Origin of the sequence: Methyloversatilis sp. MC4-4 (assembly GCF_049843555.1) — a bacterium.
GTDB lineage: Bacteria > Pseudomonadota > Gammaproteobacteria > Burkholderiales > Rhodocyclaceae > Methyloversatilis > Methyloversatilis discipulorum_B.
Map to the genome: position 1 here is coordinate 111,927 of NZ_JBBHZK010000003.1, position 24,103 is coordinate 136,029.

At 69.0% G+C, this 24,103-nt stretch carries 22 protein-coding genes; 10 read left to right on the plus strand and 12 right to left on the minus strand.

Annotation, left to right across the window (positions count from 1 at the left end; genetic code table 11):
* Positions 1–11: 11 nt before the first annotated feature.
* The 10 genes from bchB to puhE are packed head-to-tail and all read left to right on the plus strand — an operon-like array spanning position 12 to position 12,316.
* A complete protein-coding gene (gene bchB / locus WDZ97_RS13565) occupies positions 12–1,601 on the plus strand; it encodes a ferredoxin:protochlorophyllide reductase (ATP-dependent) subunit B (protein WP_425763089.1) in 1,590 nt (529 codons plus the stop codon).
* A complete protein-coding gene (locus WDZ97_RS13570; RefSeq protein WP_425763090.1) occupies positions 1,576–5,352 on the plus strand; it encodes a magnesium chelatase subunit H in 3,777 nt (1,258 codons plus the stop codon). The genes bchB and WDZ97_RS13570 overlap by 26 nt, the downstream gene beginning before the upstream one ends.
* A gap of 31 nt (positions 5,353–5,383) precedes the next feature.
* The gene (gene bchL, locus WDZ97_RS13575) at positions 5,384–6,310 is read left to right on the plus strand and encodes a ferredoxin:protochlorophyllide reductase (ATP-dependent) iron-sulfur ATP-binding protein (RefSeq protein WP_304001779.1); all 927 of its coding nucleotides are present in this window, start codon (positions 5,384–5,386) and stop codon (positions 6,308–6,310) included.
* A 2-nt stretch (positions 6,311–6,312) separates the two neighbouring features.
* Positions 6,313–7,008, plus strand: a complete 696-nt coding sequence (gene bchM, locus WDZ97_RS13580; RefSeq protein ID WP_425763091.1) for a magnesium protoporphyrin IX methyltransferase — start codon at positions 6,313–6,315, stop codon at positions 7,006–7,008.
* Positions 7,005–8,459 carry a BCD family MFS transporter gene (locus tag WDZ97_RS13585; protein ID WP_425763092.1) on the plus strand — a complete coding sequence of 485 codons (1,455 nt, stop codon included), beginning with the start codon at positions 7,005–7,007 and terminating at the stop codon, positions 8,457–8,459. The genes bchM and WDZ97_RS13585 overlap by 4 nt, the downstream gene beginning before the upstream one ends.
* A gap of 25 nt (positions 8,460–8,484) precedes the next feature.
* A complete protein-coding gene (gene puhA / locus WDZ97_RS13590; protein ID WP_304001772.1) occupies positions 8,485–9,255 on the plus strand; it encodes a photosynthetic reaction center subunit H in 771 nt (256 codons plus the stop codon).
* Positions 9,252–9,962 carry a photosynthetic complex putative assembly protein PuhB gene (puhB, locus tag WDZ97_RS13595; RefSeq protein ID WP_425763093.1) on the plus strand — a complete coding sequence of 237 codons (711 nt, stop codon included), beginning with the start codon at positions 9,252–9,254 and terminating at the stop codon, positions 9,960–9,962. The genes puhA and puhB overlap by 4 nt, the downstream gene beginning before the upstream one ends.
* Positions 9,963–9,972: 10 nt before the next feature.
* The gene (gene puhC / locus WDZ97_RS13600) at positions 9,973–10,443 is read left to right on the plus strand and encodes a photosynthetic complex assembly protein PuhC (protein ID WP_304001768.1); all 471 of its coding nucleotides are present in this window, start codon (positions 9,973–9,975) and stop codon (positions 10,441–10,443) included.
* A complete protein-coding gene (acsF, locus tag WDZ97_RS13605; RefSeq protein ID WP_425763094.1) occupies positions 10,440–11,516 on the plus strand; it encodes a magnesium-protoporphyrin IX monomethyl ester (oxidative) cyclase in 1,077 nt (358 codons plus the stop codon). Before puhC ends, acsF begins: the two co-directional genes overlap by 4 nt.
* A gap of 5 nt (positions 11,517–11,521) precedes the next feature.
* Positions 11,522–12,316 carry a putative photosynthetic complex assembly protein PuhE gene (gene puhE / locus WDZ97_RS13610; protein WP_425763095.1) on the plus strand — a complete coding sequence of 265 codons (795 nt, stop codon included), beginning with the start codon at positions 11,522–11,524 and terminating at the stop codon, positions 12,314–12,316.
* A 295-nt stretch (positions 12,317–12,611) separates the two neighbouring features.
* Here the strand turns inward: puhE and WDZ97_RS13615 are convergent, their stop codons facing one another.
* The 12 genes from WDZ97_RS13615 to WDZ97_RS13670 form a co-directional block, all read right to left on the minus strand.
* On the minus strand, positions 12,612–13,061 hold the full coding sequence (locus WDZ97_RS13615; RefSeq protein WP_304001760.1) for a CBS domain-containing protein: 450 nt from the start codon (positions 13,059–13,061) through the stop codon (positions 12,612–12,614).
* A 196-nt stretch (positions 13,062–13,257) separates the two neighbouring features.
* Positions 13,258–14,349 carry a photosynthetic reaction center cytochrome PufC gene (gene pufC / locus WDZ97_RS13620; RefSeq protein ID WP_425763096.1) on the minus strand — a complete coding sequence of 364 codons (1,092 nt, stop codon included), beginning with the start codon at positions 14,347–14,349 and terminating at the stop codon, positions 13,258–13,260.
* Positions 14,346–15,323 carry a photosynthetic reaction center subunit M gene (gene pufM, locus WDZ97_RS13625; RefSeq protein WP_024300836.1) on the minus strand — a complete coding sequence of 326 codons (978 nt, stop codon included), beginning with the start codon at positions 15,321–15,323 and terminating at the stop codon, positions 14,346–14,348. Before pufM ends, pufC begins: the two co-directional genes overlap by 4 nt.
* Before the next feature lie 23 nt (positions 15,324–15,346).
* Entirely contained in the window at positions 15,347–16,171 is an 825-nt protein-coding gene (gene pufL / locus WDZ97_RS13630) for a photosynthetic reaction center subunit L (RefSeq protein ID WP_019916987.1), read from the minus strand.
* 106 nt (positions 16,172–16,277) lie between these two features.
* On the minus strand, positions 16,278–16,478 hold the full coding sequence (gene pufA / locus WDZ97_RS13635; RefSeq protein WP_019916985.1) for a light-harvesting antenna LH1, alpha subunit: 201 nt from the start codon (positions 16,476–16,478) through the stop codon (positions 16,278–16,280).
* A gap of 10 nt (positions 16,479–16,488) precedes the next feature.
* Positions 16,489–16,722, minus strand: coding sequence for a light-harvesting antenna LH1, beta subunit (gene pufB / locus WDZ97_RS13640; protein WP_029143824.1), 234 nt, complete (start codon positions 16,720–16,722; stop codon positions 16,489–16,491).
* Between the two features lie 138 nt (positions 16,723–16,860).
* A complete protein-coding gene (gene bchZ / locus WDZ97_RS13645; RefSeq protein ID WP_425763097.1) occupies positions 16,861–18,300 on the minus strand; it encodes a chlorophyllide a reductase subunit Z in 1,440 nt (479 codons plus the stop codon).
* A gap of 58 nt (positions 18,301–18,358) precedes the next feature.
* Positions 18,359–19,906: a chlorophyllide a reductase subunit Y gene (gene bchY / locus WDZ97_RS13650; RefSeq protein ID WP_425763098.1), complete on the minus strand. Its 1,548-nt coding sequence runs from the start codon at positions 19,904–19,906 to the stop codon at positions 18,359–18,361.
* Positions 19,907–19,916: 10 nt separating this feature from the next.
* Positions 19,917–20,936 (minus strand): chlorophyllide a reductase iron protein subunit X, encoded by a 1,020-nt coding sequence (locus WDZ97_RS13655; protein WP_020165691.1) that lies wholly within the window; start codon positions 20,934–20,936, stop codon positions 19,917–19,919.
* Positions 20,933–21,868, minus strand: a complete 936-nt coding sequence (gene bchC, locus WDZ97_RS13660) for a chlorophyll synthesis pathway protein BchC (RefSeq protein WP_425763099.1) — start codon at positions 21,866–21,868, stop codon at positions 20,933–20,935. Before bchC ends, WDZ97_RS13655 begins: the two co-directional genes overlap by 4 nt.
* Positions 21,869–21,960: 92 nt before the next feature.
* Positions 21,961–23,151: a methyltransferase gene (locus WDZ97_RS13665; protein WP_425763100.1), complete on the minus strand. Its 1,191-nt coding sequence runs from the start codon at positions 23,149–23,151 to the stop codon at positions 21,961–21,963.
* Between the two features lie 10 nt (positions 23,152–23,161).
* Complete coding sequence (locus WDZ97_RS13670; protein WP_304001737.1) at positions 23,162–24,055, minus strand: polyprenyl synthetase family protein; 894 nt, start codon at positions 24,053–24,055, stop codon at positions 23,162–23,164.
* Between the last annotated feature and the right edge of the window lie 48 nt (positions 24,056–24,103).

Below are 24,103 nucleotides of genomic sequence, written 5' to 3' on the forward strand. Positions count from 1 at the left end.
AGGGGCACGCGATGCAGCTCACGCTCTGGACCTACGAAGGACCGCCGCACATCGGTGCCATGCGCGTCGCCAGCTCGATGCGCGACCTGCATTACGTGCTGCACGCACCGCAGGGCGATACCTATGCCGATCTGCTGTTCACGATGATCGAACGGCAGGACCGCCGGCCGCCGGTCACCTACACCACCTTCCAGGCGCGCGACCTCGGCGGCAGCACCGCCGAACTGGTGAAGGCCGCCGTGGCCGAGGCCTTCGAGCGTTTCCATCCGGCCGCGCTGCTGGTCGGCGACTCCTGCACCGCCGAACTGATCCAGGACCAGTCCGGCGCGCTAGCCGCCGGCATGCAGCTGCCGATACCGGTGGTGGCGCTGGAGCTGCCCGCCTACTCGAAGAAGGAGAACTGGGGCGCCGCCGAAACCTTCTATCACCTGGCGCGCACCCTGCTCGCCGACCGCCTGCCCGCGCCCGGCGCCGCACGTCCGCCGCGCGACCCGGCACGGCGCCCGCGCGCCAACCTGCTAGGCCCGACCGTGCTCGGCTTCCGCTGCCGCGACGACGTGACCGAAATCCGCCGCCTGCTCGACGCGCTCGGCATCGACGTCAACGTGGTGGCGCCGCTCGGCGCCTCGGTCGACGACCTGCGCCGCCTGCCCGATGCCGACTTCAATATCGATCTCTACCCGGAAGTGTCGCGCACGCTGACCGGCTGGCTGAGCCGCAGCTTCGGCATGCCGGCGACACGGACCATTCCGATGGGCGTCGGCGCCACGCGCGACTTCATCGCCGAAGTCGCCGCGCTGGCGGGCGTGGATCCGTCGCCGCTGCTGGGCGCCGAAACGCCGGGCGCCGCCGGCCGCGGCGCTTCGGCCTCGCGTCAGCCCTGGTATGCGCGCTCGGTCGATTCGACCTATCTGACCGGCAAGCGGGTGTTCATCTTCGCCGACGCAACGCACGCCATCGCCGCGGCACGCATCGCGGCGGAGGAGATGGGCTTCACCGTGGTCGGCCTCGGCTGCTACGCACGCGACTTCGCCCGCGACGTGCGCGAGGCGGCGGCGCGCTACGGCGTCGAGGCGCTGATCAGCGACGACTACCTCGAAGTCGAGAAAGCCATCGCCGCCGCCGCACCGGAGCTGGTGCTCGGTACGCAGATGGAGCGCCACATCGCCAAGCGGCTGGGCATCGCCTGCGCCGTCATATCGAGCCCGATCCACGTACAGGACGTGCCGGCCCGCTACAGCCCGGTGTATGGCTTCGAAGGCGCCAACGTGCTGTTCGACAGCTGGGTGCACCCGCTGGTGATGGGGCTGGAAGAACACCTGCTGCAGATGTTCCGCGACGACTTCGAATTCAACGACGCCGCGCCCGCCTCGCATCTGCCAGCCGTCGCCGTACAGACGATGGCGGTGGCCGAACTGGGCATGAGCGACGCGGACGACGCCCCGGCCTGGACCGCAGACGGCGAACGCGAACTGAAGAAGATTCCGTTCTTCGTCCGCGGCAAGGCGCGCCGCAATACCGAAAGCTACGCCCGCAGCCGCGGACTGAGCACCATCACGGTGGAGACGCTCTACGATGCCAAAGCTCACTTCGCACGCTGAGCCCTCGACCGCCGATGCCACGCCGGTACGCGTGGTCATCGTCACGATGGACACCCACCTGGCCAGCGCCACCGAGCGCGCGCGCAGCGCGCTGCGGCGCGAACTGCCCGGTCTGGAACTGGAGGTGCACGCCGCCTCGGAATGGAGCGACCGGCCGGAGGCGCTGGCGCGCTGCGAAGCCGCCATCGCCGCCGCCGACATCGTCATCGCCACCATGCTGTTCATGGAGGACCACTTCCGCCCGGTGCTGCCGGCGCTGATCGCGCGCCGCGAACAGTGCGATGCCATGGTGTGCGCCATGTCGGCCGGCGAAGTCGCGCGGCTCACCCGCATCGGCCGCTTCGACATGAGCGCGCCGCCGAGCGGCCCGATGGCGCTGCTTAAACGACTGCGCGGCAACGCCGGCAAGGGCGGCAGCAGCTCCGGCGAACGGCAGATGCGCATGCTGCGCCGCCTGCCCAAGCTGCTGCGCTTCATACCCGGCACCGCGCAGGACGTGCGCGCCTACTTCCTGACGCTGCAGTACTGGCTGGCGGGCTCGCAGGACAACGTCGCCAACATGGTGCGCTTTCTGATCGACCGCTACGCCGACGGCCCGCGCGCCCACCTGCGCGGACGCATGAAACCGGGCGCACCGTTCGAATATCCGGAAGTCGGCGTCTATCACCCGCGCATCGCCCAGCGCATCGCCGAACAGGTCGCCGCGCTGCCGACCGCGCCCGAGGCACGCGGTACGGTCGGCGTGCTGCTGATGCGTTCCTACCTGCTGGCCGGCAATGCCGCCCACTACGACGGCGTGATCGCCGCACTTGAAGCGCGCGGCCTGTCGGTCATTCCCGCCTTCGCCACCGGCCTGGACGCGCGGCCGGCGGTCGAGCGCTTCTTCATCCGCGACGGCCGCGCCGTGGTCGATGCGGTGGTGTCGCTGACCGGCTTCTCGCTGGTCGGCGGCCCGGCCTACAACGACGCGAAGGCGGCCGAAGACCTGCTGGCGAAGCTGGACGTGCCCTACCTCGCTGCCCACCCGGTCGAGTTCCAGACGCTGGAACAGTGGGGCGCCTCCGAGCGCGGCCTGCTGCCGGTCGAGAACACCATCATGGTGGCCATTCCTGAACTCGATGGCGCCACCAGTCCGATGGTGTTCGGCGGCCGCTCGGCGGGCGCCGGCGGCACCTGCGAAGGCTGTGCGCGCCGCTGCAGCTTCCCGCCCAGCGAGGGCGGACGCGACATGCACGTGTGCGCCGAACGCGCCGACATGCTGTCCGACAAGGTGGCGCGGCTGATCGCGCTGCGCCGCGCCGAACGGGCGCAGCGCCGGGTCGCCGTCGTGCTGTTCAACTTCCCGCCGAATGGCGGCGCAGTCGGTACCGCGGCCCACCTGTCCGTGTTCGCCTCGCTGTACCGCACGCTGGGCGCGCTGAAGCGCGAGGGCTACCAGATCGACATGCCGGCCAGCGAGGCGGCGCTGCGCGACGCGCTGCTGACCGGCAATGCGGAGCGCTTCGGTGCGCCGGCCAATGTGCATCACCGGATACCGGCGGACGAGCACGTGCGACGCGAAACCTGGCTGAGCGAGATCGAGGCGCACTGGGGCCCGGCGCCCGGCCGCGATCTGAGCGACGGCCGCCACCTGTTCGTGCTCGGCGCCCGATTCGGCAACGTGTTCGTCGGTGTGCAGCCGTCCTTCGGCTACGAGGGCGATCCGATGCGCCTGCTGTTCGAACAGGGCTTCACGCCGACGCACGCCTTCTCCGCCTTCTACCGCTGGCTGCGCGAGGACTTCGCCGCGCATGCCGTGCTGCACTTCGGCACCCACGGCGCGCTCGAATTCATGCCGGGCAAACAGGCCGGCCTGTCCGGCGCCTGCTGGCCGGACCGCCTGATCGGCGCGCTGCCCAACCTGTATCTGTACGCGTCGAACAATCCGTCCGAGGGTGCGCTGGCCAAGCGCCGCTCCGGCGCCACGCTGATCAGCTACATGACGCCGCCGGTCACCCAGGCCGGCCTGTACGCCGGACTGGCCGAGATGAAGGTGTCGGTCGAGCGCTGGCGCGCACGCGAACCGGGCAGCGAGCGCGAGGCGCCGGCCCTGGCCGCGCTGATCCAGGCGCAGGCGGCCGCGCTCGAACTATGCGCGGCGACACCGCCGTGGGCAGACAGCGAAGCCGCCATCGTGACGCTCGGCCTGCAGATGCATGAACTGGAGCGCACGCTCATCCCCTGCGGTCTGCACGTGGTCGGCGAGGCGCCGACAGAAGCCGAACGCGCCGACCTGCTGCACGCGGTTGCCCAGGCCGGACACGGCATCGAACTGCCGCGCGCCATGATTGCGGCCGTCATGCGCGGCGACAGCCCGGAGCGCATCCGCAGCGCAGGCAACCTCGCCGACGACGACGGCACGCGCGCACTGATTGCCGAACTGACGAAAACGAACGGCCTGCTGGCCAAGGACCACGAAGTCGATGCGCTGGTGCACGCGCTCGACGGACGCTTCGTGCGCCCGGCCCCCGGCGGCGATCTGCTGCGCACGCCGGCGGTGCTGCCGACCGGCCGCAACCTGCACGGCTTCGACCCCTTCCGCATCCCGAGCGCCTTCGCCGTCATCGATGGCGCGAAACAGGCGGCGCGCCTGCTCGCCCGCCACACCGACGACGGTCACCCGTTCCCGGAATCGATCGCCATGGTGCTGTGGGGCACCGACAACCTGAAGAGCGAAGGCGGGCCGATCGCGCAGGCGCTGGCGCTGATGGGTGCGAAACCGCGCTTCGACAGCTACGGCCGCCTGGTTGGCGCGCAGCTGGTGCCGCTGGAAGAACTCGGCCGGCCGCGGGTCGACGTCGTGATCACGCTGTCCGGCATCTTCCGCGACCTGATGCCGCTGCAGATCCGCATGCTGGCCGAAGCCGCCTTCCTCGCCGCCAGCGCCGACGAGCCGCTGGCGCACAACTTCATCCGCAAGCACGCGCTGGCCTTCCAGGCCGCCAACGGCTGTGACCTCGAAACCGCTGCGCTGCGCGTGTTCGGTAATGCCGAAGGCGCCTACGGCTCGAACGTGAATCACCTGATCGAGAACAGCCGCTGGGACGACGAGGACGAACTGGCCGAAACCTATACCCGCCGCAAGGGCCACGCCTACGGCCGCAGCGGCCGGCCGGTCGCCCGCAGCGCGCTGCTCGCCAGCGTGCTGGCCGACGTCGAACTGGCCTACCAGAACCTCGAATCGGTCGAACTGGGGGTGACCACGGTCGACACCTATTTCGACACGCTGGGCGGCATCTCCCGCGCGGTGCGCCGCGCCCGCGGCGCCGACGCCGCGGTGGCCCCGGTCTATATCGGCGACCAGACCCTGGGCGAAGGATCGGTGCGCACGCTGGACGAACAGGTGGCGCTGGAAACGCGCACCCGCATGCTGAACCCGAAGTGGTACGAAGGCATGCTGGCGCACGGCTACGAAGGCGTGCGCCAGATCGAAGCGCACATCACCAACACCATGGGTTGGTCGGCCACCACCGGCCAGGTATCGCCCTGGGTGTACCAGCAGCTGACGCAGACCTTCGTGCTCGACGAAAAGATGCGTACCCGGCTGGCCGAACTGAACCCCACCGCCGCCGCCAAGCTCGCCAACCGGCTGATCGAGGCGCACGACCGACGTTACTGGCAGCCGGACGACAGCGTGCTCGCGCGCCTGCGCGAAGCCGGCGACGAACTGGAAGACCGCCTCGAAGGCGTGTTCCAGCGGGCCAGCGCATGACGCACCTCACCCACCTTTCCAGGGCCGCACCGTGAATACAGTCACCACCACCCATGTCCCGCTGTCGTCGCTGACGACGCGCCGCGGCCCTTCGCATCCGGACGGCGAAGGCAGCGTGCAGGTGCACCAGGACCCGACGCTGCGCATCGGCACCGCCAAGGTGTTCGCCGTCTATGGCAAGGGCGGCATCGGCAAGAGCACGACGTCGTCCAATCTGTCGGTCGCCTTTTCCAAGCTCGGCAAGCGCGTGCTGCAGATCGGCTGCGACCCCAAGCACGATTCGACCTTCACGCTGACCAAGTCGCTGGTGCCGACGGTGATCGACATTCTCGAAACCGTCGACTTCCATTCGGAAGAACTGCGGCCGGAGGACTTCGTGTTCCCCGGCTATAACGGCGTCATGTGCGTCGAAGCGGGCGGCCCGCCGGCCGGTACCGGCTGCGGCGGCTACGTGGTCGGGCAGACGGTGAAGCTGCTGAAGGAACACCACCTGCTCGACGAAACCGACGTGGTCATCTTCGACGTGCTCGGCGACGTCGTGTGCGGCGGCTTCGCCGCGCCGCTGCAGCACGCCGACCGCGCGCTGGTGGTGACCGCCAACGACTTCGATTCCATCTTCGCGATGAACCGCATCGTCGCCGCCATCCAGGCCAAGTCGAAGAACTACAAGGTGCGGCTGGGCGGCGTCATCGCCAATCGGAGCAACGCCACCGACCAGATCGACCGTTTCAACGAGCGGGTCGGCCTGAAGACCATGGCGCAGTTTCCCGACCTCGACGTGATCCGCCGCAGCCGGCTCAAGAAGGCCACGCTGTTCGAGATGGATCCGACGGTCGAGGTCGAGGCGGTGCAGCACGAATACCTGCGCCTGGCCGCCTCGCTGTGGGCCGGCACCGATCCGCTGGAATGCGCGCCGATGAAGGACCGCGACATTTTCGACCTGCTGGGATTCGACTGATCATGGACAGCTCCTACCTCGAACGCCGTGGCGAGATCGCCACCTATTTCGACCGCACCGCGGTGGACGCCTGGAAGCGGCTCACCTCCGATGCACCGGTCGGCCGCATCCGTGCCACCGTGCGCGCCGGCCGCGACCGCATGCGCGCCACCCTGCTCGACTGGCTGCCCGACGATCTGAGCGGCTGCCGCCTGCTCGACGCCGGCTGCGGCACCGGCGCGCTGGCGGTCGAGGCGGCGCGCCGGGGCGCCCACGTGGTGGCGATCGACCTGTCGCCGACCCTGGTCGGGCTGGCGCGCGAACGCATGCCGCATGGCCTGGCGGGCCGCATCGACTTCCGCGCCGGCGACATGCTGGACCCCGCGCTCGGCCACTTCGACCACGTGGTGGCGATGGATTCGCTGATCCACTACCGTCCGCGCGACGCCGTGCGCGTGCTGTCGGGGCTGGCCGCGCGCACCGCGGCCTCCATCCTGTTCACCTTCCCGCCCAGCACGCGCGCCCTCGATGCGATGCATTTCGTCGGCCGCTTCTTCCCGCGCGGCAACCGCGCGCCGGCGATCGAACCGGTCCGCGCGGCGGTGCTCGGACGGCTGATCGCCGACGAGGACGGACTGCGCGGGATGGCGCCGCTGCGCAGCGAACGCGTGGCCAGCGGCTTCTACACCTCGCAGGCGATGGAACTGGTGCGCACATGAACGCGCCGCGCAGAGGGCTCGGCCTGCCCGCACTGAACGCCCGCGCCGCACGGCTGTGGACCGGTGTCGGCACGCGTTTCCTGCCCTTTGCCGACGCCGCCAGCGAGGCGCTGCCGCTGGGGCGACTGCTGCGCCTGTCGCTGTTCCAGGTGTCGGTCGGCATGGCCACCGTGCTGCTGATCGGCACGCTGAACCGCGTCATGATCGTCGAGATGGGCATGGCCGCCTGGCTGGTCGCCGCGATGGTGGCGCTGCCGCTGCTGTTCTCACCCTTCCGCGCGCTGCTCGGCTACCGCTCGGACACCCACCGCTCGGCGCTCGGCTGGCGCCGCGTGCCCTATCTGTGGATGGGCACGCTGGTGCAGTTCGGCGGACTGGCCATCATGCCTTTCTCGCTCATCCTGCTGTCCGGCGATACGCGTGGCCCCGAATGGGTCGGTCAGGCCGGCGCCGCGCTGGCCTTCCTGATGGTCGGCGCCGGCATGCAGACGGTGCAGACCGCCGGCCTCGCGCTCGCCACCGACCTCGCGCCGCCCGCTGCGCGGCCGCGCGTGGTGGCGCTGATGTACCTGATGCTGCTGGCGGGCATGGTGGGCAGCGGCGTCCTGTTCGGTCTGCTGCTGGCGGACTTCTCGCAGCTGCGACTGATCCAGGTGATCCAGGGATCGGCCATGCTGACCATGGCGCTGAACATCGCCGCGCTGTGGAAACAGGAGGCGCGCAGCGCGCGCAGCACCGAGACGCCGCGCCAGCCCTTCCGCACGATATGGCAGCAGTTCTCGACGCATGCGCGCGCCACCCGCTACCTGCTGGCGCTCGGCCTCGGCAGCGCCGCGTTCAGCATGCAGGACATCATTCTCGAACCGTATGGCGCCGAGGTGCTGGGCATGGGCGTCGGCGCCACCACCGCACTGACCGCGCTGATGGCCTGCGGCGCGCTGGCCGCCTTCGCCTTCGCGGCACGCACGCTGGCGCGCGGCGTCGATGCCTGCCGCGTCGCCGCCTTCGGCGCGCTGATCGGCATCGTCGCCTTCTCGACCGTCGTGTTCGCCGAGCCGCTGCAGTCGACCGCGCTGTTCCGCGGCGGCGTCGGCCTGATCGGCTTCGGCGGCGGACTGTTTTCGGTCGGCATGCTGACCGCCGCAATGGGTCTGGACAGCGGAGGCATGAACGGGCTCGCGCTCGGCGCCTGGGGTGCGGTGCACGCCTGCAGCACCGGCCTGGCGATCGCCTTCGGCGGTGCGCTGCGCGACGTCGTGTCGACACTGGCGACCGCCGGCGCGCTCGGCCCGGCACTCGCCTCGCCGGCCACCGGCTACAGCTTCGTCTATCACTGCGAAATCTATCTGCTGTTCGCCAGCCTGGTCGCACTCGGACCACTGGTGCGCAGCGCCCCGCGCGCGCCGGTCCCGGCCAGCGCGAAGTTCGGACTGGCCGATTTCCCCGGCTGAACATCCATCACACAGGAGAATGACCATGGAAACCGGCGCCATCACCCAGTACTTCGACGTCGCACAGATCGTGCTGTACGTCTTCTGGATCTTCTTCGCGGGGTTGATCTACCACCTGCATCAGGAGAGCAAGCGCGAGGGCTACCCGCTGGAATCGGACCGTTCCGACAGCATTCGCGTGCAGGGCTTTCCGCCGATCCCCGATCCCAAGACCTTCCGCCTGCAGGACGGTCGCACGGTCACCGTGCCCAATGACTTCCGGTCGCCGCAGACGCTGAAAGCCACGCCCAGCGGCAACTGGCCGGGCGCACCGCTGGACCCGACCGGCAACCCGATGCTCGACGGTGTCGGCCCCGGCGCCTGGGCCGACCGCGCCGACCTGCCCGACCTCACCTTCGACGGCGCGCTGCGCATCGTGCCGCTGCGCGACGCACCCGACTACGACGTCGCGCATCAGGACACCGACCCGCGCGGCCTGCCGGTGATCGGTGCCGACGGCGCACAGGGCGGCGTGGTGCGTGATCTGTGGGTGGACCGCTCGGAAGCGATGTTCCGCTACCTCGAACTGGATGTGCCGGCCGGCGGTGGTACGCGTCGCGTGCTGCTGCCGATGAACTTCTGCCGCGTCGGCGAACGTGCGGTCAAGGTGGCGTCCATCCTCGGCCACCAGTTCGCCAGCGTGCCGCAACCCAAGGCGACCGACCGCATCACGCTGCTGGAAGAGGAGAAGGTGATGGCCTACTACGGCGGCGGCACGCTGTACGCCGAAGCGTCGCGCAAGGAACCTCTGCTGTGAGCGGCCTGCGCGCGGTCCGCCACGACGGTCACGAGCACGAGTTCGAAGCCGCGCCCGGCCTGCCGGAGCGACTGCCGGCGGACGAAAGACTGCTCTGGCAGGGTGGCCCGGACTGGCGGCAACTGGCGCGCGAGCGCTTCCACGTGCGTGCGCTGGCGCTCTACTTCGCGGTCATCCTGGCGCTGCGCGCCGGCTTCGTCGTCGCCGACGGCGGCCGCTTCGGCGACGCAGCCAGTGCCGTGCTGATGCTGCTGCCGCTGGTGCTGGCCGCGCTCGGCATGATGACGCTGCTGGCCTGGCTGAGCGCGCGCACCACGGTCTATACGATCACCGACCGGCGCGTCGTCATGCGCGTCGGCATCGTGCTGAGCCTCACCTTCAACCTGCCGCTGAACCGGATCGAGGCGGCCGGGCTGAAGCTCACGCGCAAGGGCCACGGCAACATTCCGCTGCTGCTGGCTGCGCCCGATCGCATCGCGCTGCTGCACCTGTGGCCGCACGCCCGTCCGTGGCGGGCCGCCCGGCCGGAGCCGATGCTGTGCTGCATCGCCGACGCCACCCGTGTCGCCGCCCTGCTGACCGACGCGTGGCAGGCCGCGCGCAGCGACGCGCCGCAAACGGCGCCCGCTGCAGCCGCGCAGAAGGCCGATGCGCCCGCGCCGCGTGCCCGCCGCACCGGTCGCGCACCGCAACTCGCCACTCACTGAGGAACGCAGCATGAGCGCACACACCGCACCTGCACTGCCGCGCTGGCCGCTGCTCGCCATCGGCCTGATGCTGGCCGGCGTGCTGGCCGCGGTGGCTTTGGTCCGCCTGTCCGGCACGCCGATCGCGACGCCGGACGCCGCTGCGGTCGCGGTCCGCGAGCTGCGTTTCGAAGACAGGCCGGACGGCAGCATCGCGGTAATCGATGCGCGAACCGATACGCAGATCGAATCCTTCGTCGGCGAACAGGGCTTCGTGCGCGGCACCCTGCGCGGCCTGGTGCGCGAACGCCGCCGTCAGCAGATCGGGCCGGAACAGCCGTTCTCGCTGATCGCCCGCGCCGACGGCCGGCTCACGCTGGTCGATCGGAGCACGGCGCGACGCGTCGACCTCGAATCCTTCGGGCCGGTGAACGCCGGCGCCTTCGGCCGGCTGCTCGACGCCGGCCGCCCCACCCTGCATGCATCGGGAGCACAGCCATGAGCACTGCCACACAGCCTGCGCCGCAGGTCGCCGTTTCCGCCGAAGCCACCGACAAGGCGCGCGTCAGCACCATGCTGAGCCCGCGCTTCTACACCACCGATTTCGCCGCGATGAACCGCCTCGACGTGAGCCCGGTGCGCGCCGAGTGGGACGCGATGATGCTGGAGTACGAAGGCGACAACAATCACGATCACTTCCAGCGCAGCGCCGATTTCGGCGAACAGATCCGCGACCTGCCGCCGGCCCTGCACCAGGAGTTCATGGACTTCCTGATCAGCTCGATCACCTCCGAATTCTCCGGCTGCGTGCTGTACAACGAAATCAAGAAGAACGTCGACAATCCGGACATCAAGGCGCTGATGGCCTACATGGCACGCGACGAGGCGCGCCACGCCAACTTCCTGAACATGTCGCTGAAGGACTACGGACTGGGCGTCGATCTGGGCAGCCTGAAGCGCACCAAGCGCTATACCTTCTTCAAGCCGAAGTACATCTTCTACGCGACCTATCTGTCGGAGAAGATCGGCTATGCGCGCTACATCACCATCTACCGCCAGCTGGAGCGCCATCCCGAACTGCGCTTCCACCCGATCTTTCGCTGGTTCGAGCGCTGGTGCAACGACGAATTCCGGCACGGCGAATCGTTCGCCCTCATCCTGCGCGCCCAGCCTCACCTGCTGCGCGGCGCCAATCTGCTGTGGGTGCGCTTCTTCCTGCTCGCGGTGTACGCCACGATGTACGTGCGCGACCACATGCGGCCGCAGCTGCACCAGGCCATGGGGCTGGAGGCCGACAGCTACGACTACGCGGTCTTCCGCATCACCTCGGACATTTCCAGGCAGGTGTTCCCGCTGACGCTGGACACCGACAACCCGTCCTTCCGCGCCGGCCTCGAGCGGCTGTTCGCGCTGGCCCGGGCAAACGAGGCGGCGAAGCAGCAGGGCGGCATCACCGGTCTGCTCAAGCGCGGCGCCTGCGCAGTGGCCGCCTTCGGCACCTTCGCCCGCCTCTACCTGCATCCGGTCAAACCGAACGCGGTGCCGGACGACGTGCGCGTGTCGCCGGCCTGGTGAGCGCGATGGACGGCGCCCTGCCCGGCTGGGCGCTGCCCCTGCTCTACGCGCTGGCGCTGTGGTGGGCAGCGACCGGTGTCATCCTCTATCTGGACGGCCTGCCGCGACGCACCTTCCGCATCAGCATGACGGTGGCCAGCGTGCTGGCGATCGCCGCGCTGGTCGGCCTGCAGCACAGCGCACGGCTCGACAGCGCCCTCGGCAGCTACTGCGGCTTCACCAGCGCGCTGGTGGTGTGGGGCTGGATGGAAATGAGCTTCCTGATGGGCTGGGTGACCGGCCCGCGCAAGCACGCCTGCGCCGCGGGTTGCGACGGCCTCGCGCATTTCCGTCACGCGACCGAGGCCATCATCCATCACGAGCTGGCCATCGCCGGCGGCGCGCTGCTGATCTACCTGCTCACCCTGGACGCCGCCAACGCCACCGCGCTGCACAGCTATCTGCTGCTCTGGGGCATGCGGCTGTCGGCCAAGCTGAACCTGCATTTCGGCGTGCGCAACTTCAGCGAGGAATTCCTGCCGCCGCACCTGCTCTACCTGAAAAGTTTCTTCCGCCGGCGTCGCATGAATGCGCTGTGGCCGCTGTCCATCGTCGCTGGCAGCGCGCTCACCGGCGAACTGATCGGCCACGCTGCCGCGGCAGCGCCCGGCAGCGCCGACGCCGTGGCCCTCACCCTGCTCGCCACGATGGCCGGCCTGGCGGTGGTCGAGCACCTCTTCATGGTGCTGCCGCTGCCGTTCAACGCGATCTGGAACTGGGGGCTGAAATCACGCGCTCGGGAAGAGGTGAAGCCGCTCTGACTCAACGGCGGTCGGGCGCTTCCCCCTTGTCGGAGCAGCCTTGGCTGCGACGGGGCTTTCGCTGTCCGCTGCGTCCGATCAAGGCCTTTATCGCGAGCAAGCTCGCTCCCACAGCAACCGTGCTCGTGCCACCGACACGGCGTGCTTTTTGTGGGAGCGGCCTTGGCCGCGACAGGGCTGTCGCTGTCCGCGGGCTTCGATCCAGGCCGATGTCGGGATCGGAAGACCTCTCCCACAACAACCCGGTCCCGACGCCGACCGCGCCAGCCGATCGACCGGCGCTGGGACGGTCCGCCTAGCCTCCGATGCGCGCGAAGAACAGCCCGCGGTTGATGTCGCCGATGCTCACCATGCCGACCAGCTTGCCGTCGCGCGCGACCGGCATGCGGCGGAAATTCTTGACGCCCATCCACGATGCGGCCTCGAGCACCGGCGTTTCGGGCGACAGCACCAGCGGGTTGCGTGTCATCACCTGATCGACCCGCATCGTCAGCACGCGGTCGTAGCCTTCCTCCATCGCAAGGAAGTCGCGCGTACCCACGTTATCGTGGATGTACTCGCCCAGCTTGGGGTACATCGGCAGCATGATGTCGCGCACTGAAACGATGCCGACGATGCGGGCATCCGGCTCGATCACCGGGATGGCGCCGCAGTGACGGCTGAGCATGTGGATCACGACGGATCTGACGCTGTCGCCGGGTGCTGCGCTGAGCACGCCCGACGACATGACTTGACTGACCTGCATGACGGTCTCCTCTGCGCGGAGTGCGGGAGGGGCCAGCCGACCCGGGCGCTGCGCGATCCGGGAGCGCGTCGCGCTCCCTGTCTGCGTGGTGTCCGGATCCGCTCCCGCAGAGGCGCTGTCTGGCCCAGCGCGGAGGAGAACTGCAGGAGCGGCCGAACGGGGTCAGGTCGGCGCACCTGAGCGCGCCGACCGAGGATCAGGGCTTCGCCGCCTCCGCCTCGGCGGCCGGTGCCGAGGCGGAGGCTGCTGCTGCTGCAGCGGGCGGCAGTGCGGCCTGTGCGCCGGGGGCACTGAGCGCCAGGTAGTCCTTCAGCATCGGCGTGCCGTAGAGCGGCTTGTAAGCACCCTGGTGGCAGGTCGCGCAGTTCAGCTTGGCGACGTCGCCGGTCGGCCCGAGCCGGTGCGCCGGAAAGGTCGCGGTCAGCGGCACCATGTATTCGTTGTTCAGGTCGCGAGCCATCCGTATGCCATGCCAGGCGGTCTGCCGCTGCGGCGTGCTTTCGGTCCATGGCGCGAACGCGCGGCTGTTGTGGCAGTAGGTGCAGTTGACGCCGAGCGCGTCCGACATGTGCATCATCAGTCCGTAGGTGCCCTCGGTATCGGCCAGCGAGCCAGGCGCCGCAGTCGGCAGCGCGGTCACCGCATTGACGCGGATTTCCTGCCCCTTCTGCAGATAGCGGGTGAAGGCGTCGTAGGGCAGCGAGGCGTAGGCGACGGCGGCGTCCGGCGTGTTCTGCTGCATCTTAGAGCCGGCCATGCGCGTCGCGTGCTTCTGCGGCGGCGGCTGGAACCACACCTCGGCCGGTACCGGCATGCCGCGGTGACAGGTGTAGCAGGTGACGCCGGTGTCGGCGACGTGCGGCTTCCAGTCGGCGTTGATGTGCTGCGTCATCTGGATCATCCGCCGCGCCACCACCTTCGTGTACATCGAGTCGTCGGCCATGTTCTCCAGCTTGTGGCAGTAGGCGCAGCCCTGTTCCGGCGACACCCAGGCGGTCATCGCTACCATCAGCCGGGTGAACTCGGCAACGCTGACGTCACCCAGCACCTTCACGTTCTGGAACACCTCGGACGCCTTCTGCCCTTCACGCGGCGCCGCCGGTATCGGCTCCGGCACCACGTTCTTCTGCTGTTCGCCCTCGACGATGCGCGGGTTGTAGACCTGGACCATGCCGGTGCCGCGCACGCCGCGCTGCACCGTGTCGATCGGCGGTTTTTCGCAGGCGGCGAGCAGCAGCCCCGCCCCCAGCATGGCGACGACACGCAGTGTTGCCTTCAGGGTGTTCATGGCTGCACTCCTTGCACGGTGGCGGGATCGACGACGGTGCCGAACACCGCCGGATACATCGGTGCAACGTGATGCTTGACGGCCCACAGATACCAGTTGTCGACCACGGTGCCGGTGAGCAGGATGCCGATGCCGCCGGTCAGCGGGCACAGCACGGCAAACCACCAGGCCCAGCGGTGGATGGATTCCATCGACGCGTTGAAGCCCATGGTCCAGCGCCAGAACAGCGCGGCGCGTTCCGACGCGGTACCGCGATCGACGATCTGTTCGATCTCGCGCTCGCCGCCGAAGCGGCTGACCGCCAGGATGGTGGCGCCGTGCATCGCGAACAGCAGGGTCGAGCCGTAGAGGAAGGCGATCGACAGCATGTGGAAGGGGTTGTAGAACAGGTTGCCGTAACGGATCGAGAACGCGGCGGTCCAGTCCAGGTGCGGGAAGATGCCGAAGGGCACCGCCTCCGACCACGAACCCATCAGCACCGGACGGATGAAGCCGAGCACGAGGTAGAGCCAGATCGCGGCAGCGAAGGCCCAGGCCACGTGGGTGCCCATGCCGAGTGCGCGCGCCCTGCGGTACATGCGCACCCACCAGAGCAGGATGGACGTGGTGAGGAAGAAGCCGGCCATCAGCCACCAGCCGCCTTCGTTCAGAGGCGGTATCGACAGCCCGTAGTGCGGCGCCGGCGGCTCCAGCGCGAGCCAGAACAGCTGGCGCACGAACTCGATCGGATCCCAGTTCACCGAAGCCATCATGTTGAGGCCGATGATCTCGAAGGCGATGAAGCCGCAGATCAGCGACGCCAGCCCGAACCAGCCGAGGTAGATGGGCCCGATCTGCGCGTCGCCGAGGCGACCGAACAGATGCACGTGGGTCGGTGTGCCGGTGCGCTCGCGGTCGTCACGACCGACCGAAACACCGGGGAAGGACGGTGCGTGCACCTGCACCTGCGTGAATAGATTCTGGTACTCGGCCATGATGGCACCCTCGCTTTCGTCTGTTATCGCCACACGGGAAGGTTGAGCCACCAGCTCCACCATTCCGGCCACCCGCGTGTCCAGAACGGACCGCTGATGACGATGCACACCGCGCTCCAGAAGCCGGCCGACAGCGCGAGGAAAAGACCCAGTCGATGCACGCCCAGCGTGCCGATCGAGTAGCCGATGGCATCGCGGAAGAAGGTGTTCTCGTGGTCCGGCGTCTTGACCACGCCGTCACCCGGCGGATTGGTCGCCGACAGGATGAGCGCACCGTGCAGCGACAGCGCCAGCGTGGTGGCGAAGAAGCAGCTCACCGCCAGCATGTGCGCCGGGTTGTAGTGGAAGTGCAGATACTGGTAGCCGGTGTTCGACACCCAGTCGAGGTGGCTCATGATGCCGTACGGGAATCCGTGGCCCCAGGCGCCGAGCAGCAGCGGCCGGAACACCACCAGCGTGACGTAGGCGAAGATGGCGACCGAGAAGGCCACCGGCACGTGATACCCCATGCCGAGCTTGCGGCAGATCTCGACCTCGCGCAGCGCCCACGACACGAAGGCGCCGATCGCGCACACCGTGATCAGCTGCCACAGCCCGCCTTCCATCAGCGGCGCCATGCCCAGGCCGTACTTCAGGTCGGGCGGGGCGATGTTGATCTGCCAGAGATTCCAGGTGGTGCCCTGCGAGGCGCCCCAGATGATGAGCAGTGTGCCCAGCAGCGCGAAGAAGATGCTGGTGACACCGAAGAAACCGACGTAGAAGGGGCCGACCCAGAAGTCGAACAGGTCTCCGCCGAGCAGCGTCCCGCCACGGATGCGGTATTTTTTTTCGAAACTGAGCATGGACATGCCAACCCCCTTATCCGGAAGCGCGATGCCTCCGCGGTAGAGACGCGCTGCAGCGCTCGTGCGAGGCCGGGCAGGCCCGGTCCCCGCACACCTGCCGTCAGTGCATTTACTGCGTTGTCCGCATCGCGACCGGAGCCGGCATTGCGCTCTGGGCCGTTGCTGCGGGTTTCTTGCTCGGGCCTTCGATCCAGTTGAAGCGATCGGTGCTGAGCAGGATGAAATGGATCAGGAGCGCCAGCACCATGAGGAAGGTGAAGAGCGCGACCAGTGATCTGCGCGGATCGAAAAGCAACCAAATACGCCACATATCTGCGCTCCTATGCCTGGTAGATGTAAGGAATGACCGAGTAGGTCGCCGCCCTGACGCCTTCGATCAGCGACGCATAACCCTCGGAACCCGGCAGCCACGGGCGCCAGTTCCAGACGAGGATGTGCGCGATGATCGCGACGACCAGAAAGACGATGAAACTGGTCATGAAAATGGCGTGGAATTCCCGCGCCTCGGAATCTGTCAGTCCTGACAGGGATCCGCTTCTAGTGCCATCAGCCATACCGATTACCTCCTGACGGGCCTTTCGGCCATTGCCGCGCAACGCCCGCGCGGCGGGGACTTCCGGGGCTGACTGCGCCCCGCAAGAGGGTGGACGGGCGTGTGCTGCGCCCGCTCCGGACGGTGGCCAGACCGGTCCTCATGTCGTTTCCAGCGCGCGCTGCACGCGCGCTGCGGTGATGCGTTGTTCGTCGGCGCTGCGTGCCGCCTCCTCCGCCTTGTCGCGCAGCCGCTTGGCGGCCGAGATGCGCACCAGGAAGGGCTGCTTGTCGAGGTACTGATCGAGCAGGCGCTGGGCGTCGTCGTCCCACGGTCGTGCGTCGGCACGGGCGAGCCGCGACGGGGTGGCATCGACGCGATCCATGTCGCTGCCCAGCGGCAGGATGTGGAACAGCGCGTCGAACAGCGCGTTGCACACCTCCTGCACCAGATAGGTGGCGCCGGCGTAGCCCATGAAAGGCGTGCCGGTGTGGCGGCGGATGATGGCGCCGGGGAAGGAGGCGGGGATGTAGCTGCCGCGTGCACCGCACTCGGCCATGTACATGCGCTCGTTGTAGCTGCCGAACATGACCAGCGGCGTCTTGTCGCGCACCAGCGCGCGCACCGCGTCGTTGTCGGTCTTGGCACCGGCGCGCCGCGACACCGCGAAGGCACAGGGCAGCCCCATGTCATCTTCGAGGAAGTGGCGGATGCCACGTGCGTAGGTGTCGTTGGCGACCACGGCGAAACTGGCGGTGCCGAAGAAGTCCTGCGTCACCGAACGCCACAGATCCCACAGCGGCTTGATCGTCGTGTGCTTCTCGCGCTCGATGAAGGGCTCCGGATCGAGTCCGGTCAGTTCGCCCAGCGCGCGCAGGAAGCGGGTGGTCGAGTGCAGGCCGATCGGCGCCTGCAGATAGGGCCGCTCCAGCGTTTCGCACAGCAGCCGGCCGTACTCGCGGTACATGCAGATATTGACGTCGGCATCGACCAGCTTGGGCACGTCGGCCAGATGACTGCCGAGCGGGAAACTGAGGTTCACCTCGCAGCCGATGCCTTCGGCCAGGCGACGGATTTCCGCCAGATCGCTCGGCGTGTTGAAGCAGCCGTAGATCGGCCCGATGATGTTCACCCGCGGCTTCACGTCGGGGGCGCGCGGCTTGCGTTCAGGGATGCGCTTGGCGCCGTACTGCGTCCACAGCCAGTTGATGGCGCGGTTGGCGCACTGCCACTGGTCCTCGTCTATCGTGCGCGGCAGGAAGCGCTGGATGTTGGTGCCTTCGGGCGTCACGCCGCCGCCGATCATTTCGGCGATCGAGCCGGTCACCACCACCGCCGGCTGGTCCGGATCGAGCACCTGGTGCGCGCGGCGCATGCTGCCCTCGGTACCCTCGCGGCCCAGCTGTTCTTCGGCCAGGCCGGTGACGACGATGGGCAGTTCGTGCGGCGGCAGGCCGTCGGTGTAGTGCAGCACCGAGGTGACCGGCAGGTTCTCGCAACCGACCGGACCGTCGATCACCACCTGCAGACCCTTGATCGCGGTGAAGGTGTAGACCGCGCCCCAGTAGCCGCCTGCGCGGTCGTGGTCGAGGATCAGCATGTCGCCACCTGCCCGGTGCGGGTTCGCTGCGTGCTCCGCTGCGTAGTCCGCTGCGTAGTCATATCGCCTCCTCGACGCTGCGCGCGCGGGCGAGCTTGGCCATCTTGGCGCGGTAGGCGGCGCGATACTCCGGCCTGTCCTTCGGCACGTCCTGCCACACGCCGCCGGTGTGACCGCTGCCGACGCCGTCGAAGAATTCGCTCATCGTGTCGAAACGCGACTTGTTGCCGATCGCGCCATTGATCACCTGCGCCAGCGAGCCGGCACCGGCCGGCCCCATCAGCGGCCGCGCGGAAATCAGGTTGGTGAAGTAGAGCGCCGGGATGCGCGCCTCCTTCGCCGCCTGCACCACCGGCGTGGTGCCGATCGCCAGGTCCGGGCGGAATTCGCGCATCGCGGCGAGATCCTGTTCGAGCGAGGCGCGGTACTGCACATGCACGCCGTGCGCGCTCAGCCATTCGCGGTCGGCCGCGCTGTGCGGCGTCTGTGGGCAGGCGGTGCCGACGTAGCGCAGGTCGGCGCCGCTCTCGACCAGCAAGCGCGCCACCAGCAGTTCCGAGCCTTCGTAGCCGGACAGCGTGATGCGACCCCTGATCGGGTTGGCCGCGAGCGCGCCGCGTATCGCCGGCAGGAAGCGGTTCTTCGCCGCGTCGATCTGCGCCTGACCGACGTTGGCCGCCTGGCCGATGGCCTGCAGCCAGGCTTCGCTGCCATCGTGACCGATCGGCGCCGAGCCGACGACGGGCCGGCCGGCCGCCTCGAATTCGCGGAAGCTCGCCGTGTAGAACGGATGGATGGCACCCACCACCGCGCAGTCGAGCGCGGCATACAGCTCGCGCCACTCGCGCGTCGGCACCACCGGACCGGCGGCCAGCCCCATCGGTTCGAGCAGCGAACCGATGATGACCGGATCGACCGGGAACATTTCGCCCACCAGCGCCACCGTCGGCCGGTCGGCGACGCCGCTGCGCGGCGCCTGCACCGGCCCCTGCTCCGCCTCCTGGCGGGCATAGCGCAGCATGGCGCCGGCCAGCACGTCCTTCGCTTCGGCGTGCGTCGGCACGCCGAAGCCCGGCACGTCGATGCCGATGATGCGCACGCCGTCGATCTCTTTCGGCAGCAGCTGCAGCGGCACACCGCTGGCCGTCGGCACGCACAGATTGATGATGACGATGGCGTCGTACTGGGCCGGATCGGCCAGCTTGTAGACCGCCTCGCGGATGTCCTCGAACAGCTTGCCGGTCACCAGCGTTTCGCTGTTGAAGGGCACGTAACCGACGCTGCGGCGGGCGCCGTAGAAATGCGAGGTGAAGGTGAGGCCATAGACGCAGCAGGCGGAACCGGACAGCACGGTCGCGGTGCGGCGCATGCGCAGGCCGACGCGCAGCGAACCGAAAGCCGGGCACATGCTCTGCGGCTGGTCATGCGGGCCCTTCGGATAGTCGGCGGCGTAGCGGTCCAGCGTTTCGCTCTTGCCGGCGGCGCGCGCCGCGCCGTCCAGCTGCTCGCGCCCGGCGTGACAGCCGATACCGTCGCCGTCGGCCGGCCGGCGCTGCGCCGACAGCGCGTCGGTGTTGATGACCTGTGTATGCGTTGTGTCGGTCATGGTGGCCACCTCAGACGGTGTCGTACACCACTTCGAGCGACGGCCGGACCACGTCTTCGCGGCCCAGCATGTCGGCCACCGTGGCCGGCGTCATCACGTAGTCACGACCGGTCACGTCGGCCGCGAACAGGCCGAGCAGACCGTCCTGGGTCATCGGCTTCGGTCGCACCGGTGGCGCTTCCGCCACGTTGGTGGCCAGTTCCTCGAACAGCGGCGCCCATTGCGAACCGGGACGGCCGATGATTTCGTAGCTGGCGCTCTTGCGCCGGATGTCGTCGTTGGCCGGGATGGTGGCCAGCACCGGAATGCCGGCCGCATCGGCGAACCTCGCCGCCTCGCCGGTGCCGTCGTCGCGGTTGATCACCACGCCCGCCACGCCGACATTGCCGCCCAGCTTGCGGAAATACTCGACCGCACTGCACACGTTGTTGGCGACGTAGAGGCTCTGCAGGTCGTTGCTGGCGACCACGATCACCTTCTGGCACATGTCGCGGGCGATCGGCAGGCCGAAGCCGCCGCACACCACGTCGCCGAGGAAATCGAGCAGCACGTAGTCGAAGCCCCAGTCGTGGAAGCCGAGCTTCTCCAGCGTTTCGAAACCGTGGATGATGCCGCGCCCGCCGCAGCCGCGACCGACCTCGGGGCCGCCCAGTTCCATCGCGAACACGCCGTCGCGGATGAAGCACACGTCGCCGATGCCCACCTCCTCGCCGGCCAGCTTCTTCTTCGAACTGGTTTCGATGATGGTCGGGCAGGCCTTGCCGCCGAACAGCAGCGAGGTGGTGTCGCTCTTCGGGTCGCAGCCGATCAGCAGCACCTTCTTGCCCTGCTGCGCCATCATGTAGCTCAGGTTGGCCAGCGTGAAGCTCTTGCCGATGCCGCCCTTGCCGTAGATGGCGATGATCTGCGTCTGCTTGGTCACTTCGCCGTCGGCGACGGGATCGGGATCGATCGCCGCCTCGGCGCGCAGCACCTTGGTCAGGTCGAACTTGATGGGGCTGACGGCGCCGCCGCCACAGGCTTCGGTCATGACAGCTGTCTCCAGTCGAGGATCATCTTCAGGCAGCCGGGGTCACCGAATGCCGTGCGGTAGGCGAGGTCGGCGCGACTGGCCACCTCGCGATGCGTGATCAGGCCATCGAGCGACAGCCGGCCGTCGGCGGCCATGTCGCGCACGTTAGCCAGATCGGCGTCCTGCCATTGGGCGGCGACGCGCAGTCGCGCCTCGCGCATGAAGGCCGGTGCGAAATGGAAGGACAGTGCGTCCTCGTAGAAGCCGGCCAGCACGATTTCGCCCTGCGGGGCCAGCCGTGCGATCAGCGTATCGAGCAGCGTCGCGTCGCCGCTGACGTCACAGATGCAGCGGTAGTCGCGGCGGTTGTCCAGCGCAGCCGGGATGACCGGGTAACCGGTGCTGCCGGCAGCGCGCATCGGATTCGTTTCCCACACCACCGGGTCGCCACCGGCGGCGACCGTGAGCCGGGCGACCAGCCTACCGAGCACGCCGTGACCGATGATGAGATCGGGCAGCGCAGCGCCGCCCATGACCGCGTGCTGTGCGGTGGCGGCCAGCGCCAGCAGGATGCCGCGTTCGGCCAGGGCTTCGTCTATCGGCAGCGCCCGCGCCGCCGGTACCACCAGCCGTGAAGCGGCTCCGCCGAACAGGCCGCGCACCTCGCCGAAACAGCGCGCCCCGGGCACGAACACCCGCTCGCCGACGCGCAGACCGGCAGCACGCCCGGCGGCGCTGACGCGGCCCACCGATTCGTAACCCGGCACCAGCGGATAACCCATCCCCGGAAAGGGCGGCATGCGACCGGACCACAGCAGGCGTTCGGTGCCGGTGCTGATGCCGCTCCACTCGACATCGACGACGACGTCGGCGTCTCCTGCAGGCGCCAGATCCAGTCGTGTCACGACCAGCTGTTCCGGTTGCTGCAGCACTACGGCCATGCTGTCCATCGCGCCTCCTCGTTGAGGACGGTCGGCTGACGGTGTCAGCGCGGCCTGTCGCATAAGTGTCATTCTATGTTTACTATGATCTGTGTCAACGTTTAATTACACTTTGTCGCGTCATCGGCTGTCAGCGGTCGCGGACGCGCGACCAGAACGCAGGTCTGCAGCGGAATCCGCGTCGGCAGACGGCCGATCTGGCAGAAGCCGGCGGCCCGCAGCATGTCGGTGAGCCGCGCCTCGCTGCGCGGGCGGCCGCGCCCCATCGCCATCAGGTAGAAGCCGAAATAGGCGTCGCCCACCGGTTCGGCGCCAGCGACGCCGGACATCGGTTCGGCGATCAGCAGCGTGCCGTCGGGTGGCAGCAGTGCGCGGATGGCCCGCAGCAGTTGCATCACGTCGTCGTCGTCGTGGTCGTGCAGCACGCGCACCACCGACACCAGGTCGGCGCCGTGCGGCAGTGGGTCGGTCTGGAAGGCGCCGCCGAACACCTCGGCGCGGGCCATCAGGCCCGCCTCGGCAAAGCGCCGGCGCGCCTGATTCGCCACCGCCGGCAGGTCGAACAGCTGCAACCGCAGGTCCGGCGCACGGCGCGCGGCGGCGCGCAGGAAGCTGCCGTCGCCGCCGCCGACGTCGAGCAGGCAGCGGTGCATGGCCACCGGATAGGCATCGAGCACCTCGTCGGCCACCAGGGGCTGCGAAGCCGCCATCAGCGCCGTGTAGTCGGCGATGCGGCCGTCGTCGAGCGCCGCCGCATCGGCATTGCCGGCATAGGGCCAGTAGCCGGACAGCGCGGTCGCTCCGGACAGGCCGCGCAGCAGCGCCACCGGGTCCTCGAAATCGCGATAGACGCGCCCGTGGTGCTCGACCATGTCGGCAATGCCCGGATTGGCCAGCACGGCCGCCCCCAGCATGCCCAGTCCGTAGCGGCCGCCGCTGCGGCGCGACGCCAGGCGCAGCGCCACCGCCGCGTCGAGCAGTCGCTCGGCGGCGTCGCGGCTGAGCCCGGTGCGCAAGGCCACCTGCTGCGCGCTCTGCGCGCCGTCGGCCAGCACGTCGAACAGTTTGAGCCGCACGCAGGCGAGCAGCACCTGCGAATAGACGAAGCCGGCGCACAGGTCGAACAGCGCACGCGCCTCGCGGCGCGCCTTGTGGCGCGTCAGCGGAAAGGCGGCCGCCCAGCGATGGAAACGCGGGCTGCTGAGCAGGCGCTCCGCCGCCTGGCGGATGCGCTCGACCAGGCCTTCGTTCCCCGTCATCGACGACGGCCGGAAAGTGTCAGGCAGATCCATGACGCGCGCTTCAGGCGGCGCAGTCGGCGATCTCTGCCGGCAGGAAGCGCCGCGCTTCCATCGCGATTACCGCGCGCAATCCGTCGGCACCGGAGCAGGCGGGCACTGCGTCCATCGCATCGCTCACCAGTTGCTGCAGCCGTTTCACTGCGCCCGGTATGCCCAGTTCGCGTGCCGCGCTCGGCCGGCCCAGTGCGGCGTCGCGACCGATCGGCTTGCCGATGCGCTCCTGCGTGGAAGCCACGTCGAGGATGTCGTCGGCGACCTGGAACGCTTCGCCCATGCAGTCGCCGAGCGCGCGCCACGGGCCGGGATCGGCCCCCGCCGCCGCCGCGCCGGCCATGGTCGCCGCGGCAAACAGCGCGCCGGTCTTGGCCTGTTGGTACTGGCGCAGGTTCACGTCGGTTTCGCATTCGAGCGCCTGACCGGCGACGATGCCCGACGGCACGCCGACACCGCGGCCGATGATGGACAGCAGCGGCAGCAGACGGTACGGCGCCTGGGCGCCGCCGCGCGCCATCGTCTGGAAGGCGAGCACGATCAGCGCGTCACCGGTCAGCACGGCGATGCGCTCGCCGAAGGCGCTGTGCACCGAAGGCTTGCCCCGGCGCAGCGGCGCGTCGTCGAAGCAGGGCAGATCGTCATGCACCAGCGAGGCGCAGTGCAGCAGTTCGATCGCCGCCGCCGCGTGATCGGCGATCGACGTGTCGTCCTCACCGCAGGCGCAGGCCGCAGCCAGACAGAGCCGCGGCCGGATGCGGGCGCCGCCCGGGAACACCGCGTGACGTATGGCCGCCGCCAGCAGCGGCGGGCAGCCGGGACCGTCGGCATGCGACAGCGCGGCCACCAGCGATTGTTCGACCGCCATCCCCAGGGCCTGCTCGATGCGCTTCATTCCATCCATGGCCTGTTCCCCCGCATGTGTCGGCGCGCAGCTGTGTCCGACGAGTTA

Bases quoted from the DNA above. Each gene is read 5' to 3' on its own strand.
- bchB (WP_425763089.1), top strand. From the start codon at position 12: ATGCAGCTCACGCTCTGGACCTACGAAGGACCGCCGCACATCGGTGCC.
- WDZ97_RS13570 (WP_425763090.1), top strand. From the start codon at position 1,576: ATGCCAAAGCTCACTTCGCACGCTGAGCCCTCGACCGCCGATGCCACG.
- bchM (WP_425763091.1), top strand. From the start codon at position 6,313: ATGGACAGCTCCTACCTCGAACGCCGTGGCGAGATCGCCACCTATTTC.
- WDZ97_RS13585 (WP_425763092.1), top strand. From the start codon at position 7,005: ATGAACGCGCCGCGCAGAGGGCTCGGCCTGCCCGCACTGAACGCCCGC.
- puhA (WP_304001772.1), top strand. From the start codon at position 8,485: ATGGAAACCGGCGCCATCACCCAGTACTTCGACGTCGCACAGATCGTG.
- puhC (WP_304001768.1), top strand. From the start codon at position 9,973: ATGAGCGCACACACCGCACCTGCACTGCCGCGCTGGCCGCTGCTCGCC.
- acsF (WP_425763094.1), top strand. From the start codon at position 10,440: ATGAGCACTGCCACACAGCCTGCGCCGCAGGTCGCCGTTTCCGCCGAA.
- puhE (WP_425763095.1), top strand. From the start codon at position 11,522: ATGGACGGCGCCCTGCCCGGCTGGGCGCTGCCCCTGCTCTACGCGCTG.
- WDZ97_RS13615 (WP_304001760.1), bottom strand. From the start codon at position 13,061: ATGCAGGTCAGTCAAGTCATGTCGTCGGGCGTGCTCAGCGCAGCACCC.
- pufC (WP_425763096.1), bottom strand. From the start codon at position 14,349: ATGAACACCCTGAAGGCAACACTGCGTGTCGTCGCCATGCTGGGGGCG.
- pufM (WP_024300836.1), bottom strand. From the start codon at position 15,323: ATGGCCGAGTACCAGAATCTATTCACGCAGGTGCAGGTGCACGCACCG.
- pufL (WP_019916987.1), bottom strand. From the start codon at position 16,171: ATGTCCATGCTCAGTTTCGAAAAAAAATACCGCATCCGTGGCGGGACG.
- pufA (WP_019916985.1), bottom strand. From the start codon at position 16,478: ATGTGGCGTATTTGGTTGCTTTTCGATCCGCGCAGATCACTGGTCGCG.
- pufB (WP_029143824.1), bottom strand. From the start codon at position 16,722: ATGGCTGATGGCACTAGAAGCGGATCCCTGTCAGGACTGACAGATTCC.
- bchZ (WP_425763097.1), bottom strand. From the start codon at position 18,300: ATGCTGATCCTCGACCACGACCGCGCAGGCGGCTACTGGGGCGCGGTC.
- bchY (WP_425763098.1), bottom strand. From the start codon at position 19,906: ATGACCGACACAACGCATACACAGGTCATCAACACCGACGCGCTGTCG.
- WDZ97_RS13655 (WP_020165691.1), bottom strand. From the start codon at position 20,936: ATGACCGAAGCCTGTGGCGGCGGCGCCGTCAGCCCCATCAAGTTCGAC.
- bchC (WP_425763099.1), bottom strand. From the start codon at position 21,868: ATGGACAGCATGGCCGTAGTGCTGCAGCAACCGGAACAGCTGGTCGTG.
- WDZ97_RS13665 (WP_425763100.1), bottom strand. From the start codon at position 23,151: ATGGATCTGCCTGACACTTTCCGGCCGTCGTCGATGACGGGGAACGAA.
- WDZ97_RS13670 (WP_304001737.1), bottom strand. From the start codon at position 24,055: ATGGATGGAATGAAGCGCATCGAGCAGGCCCTGGGGATGGCGGTCGAA.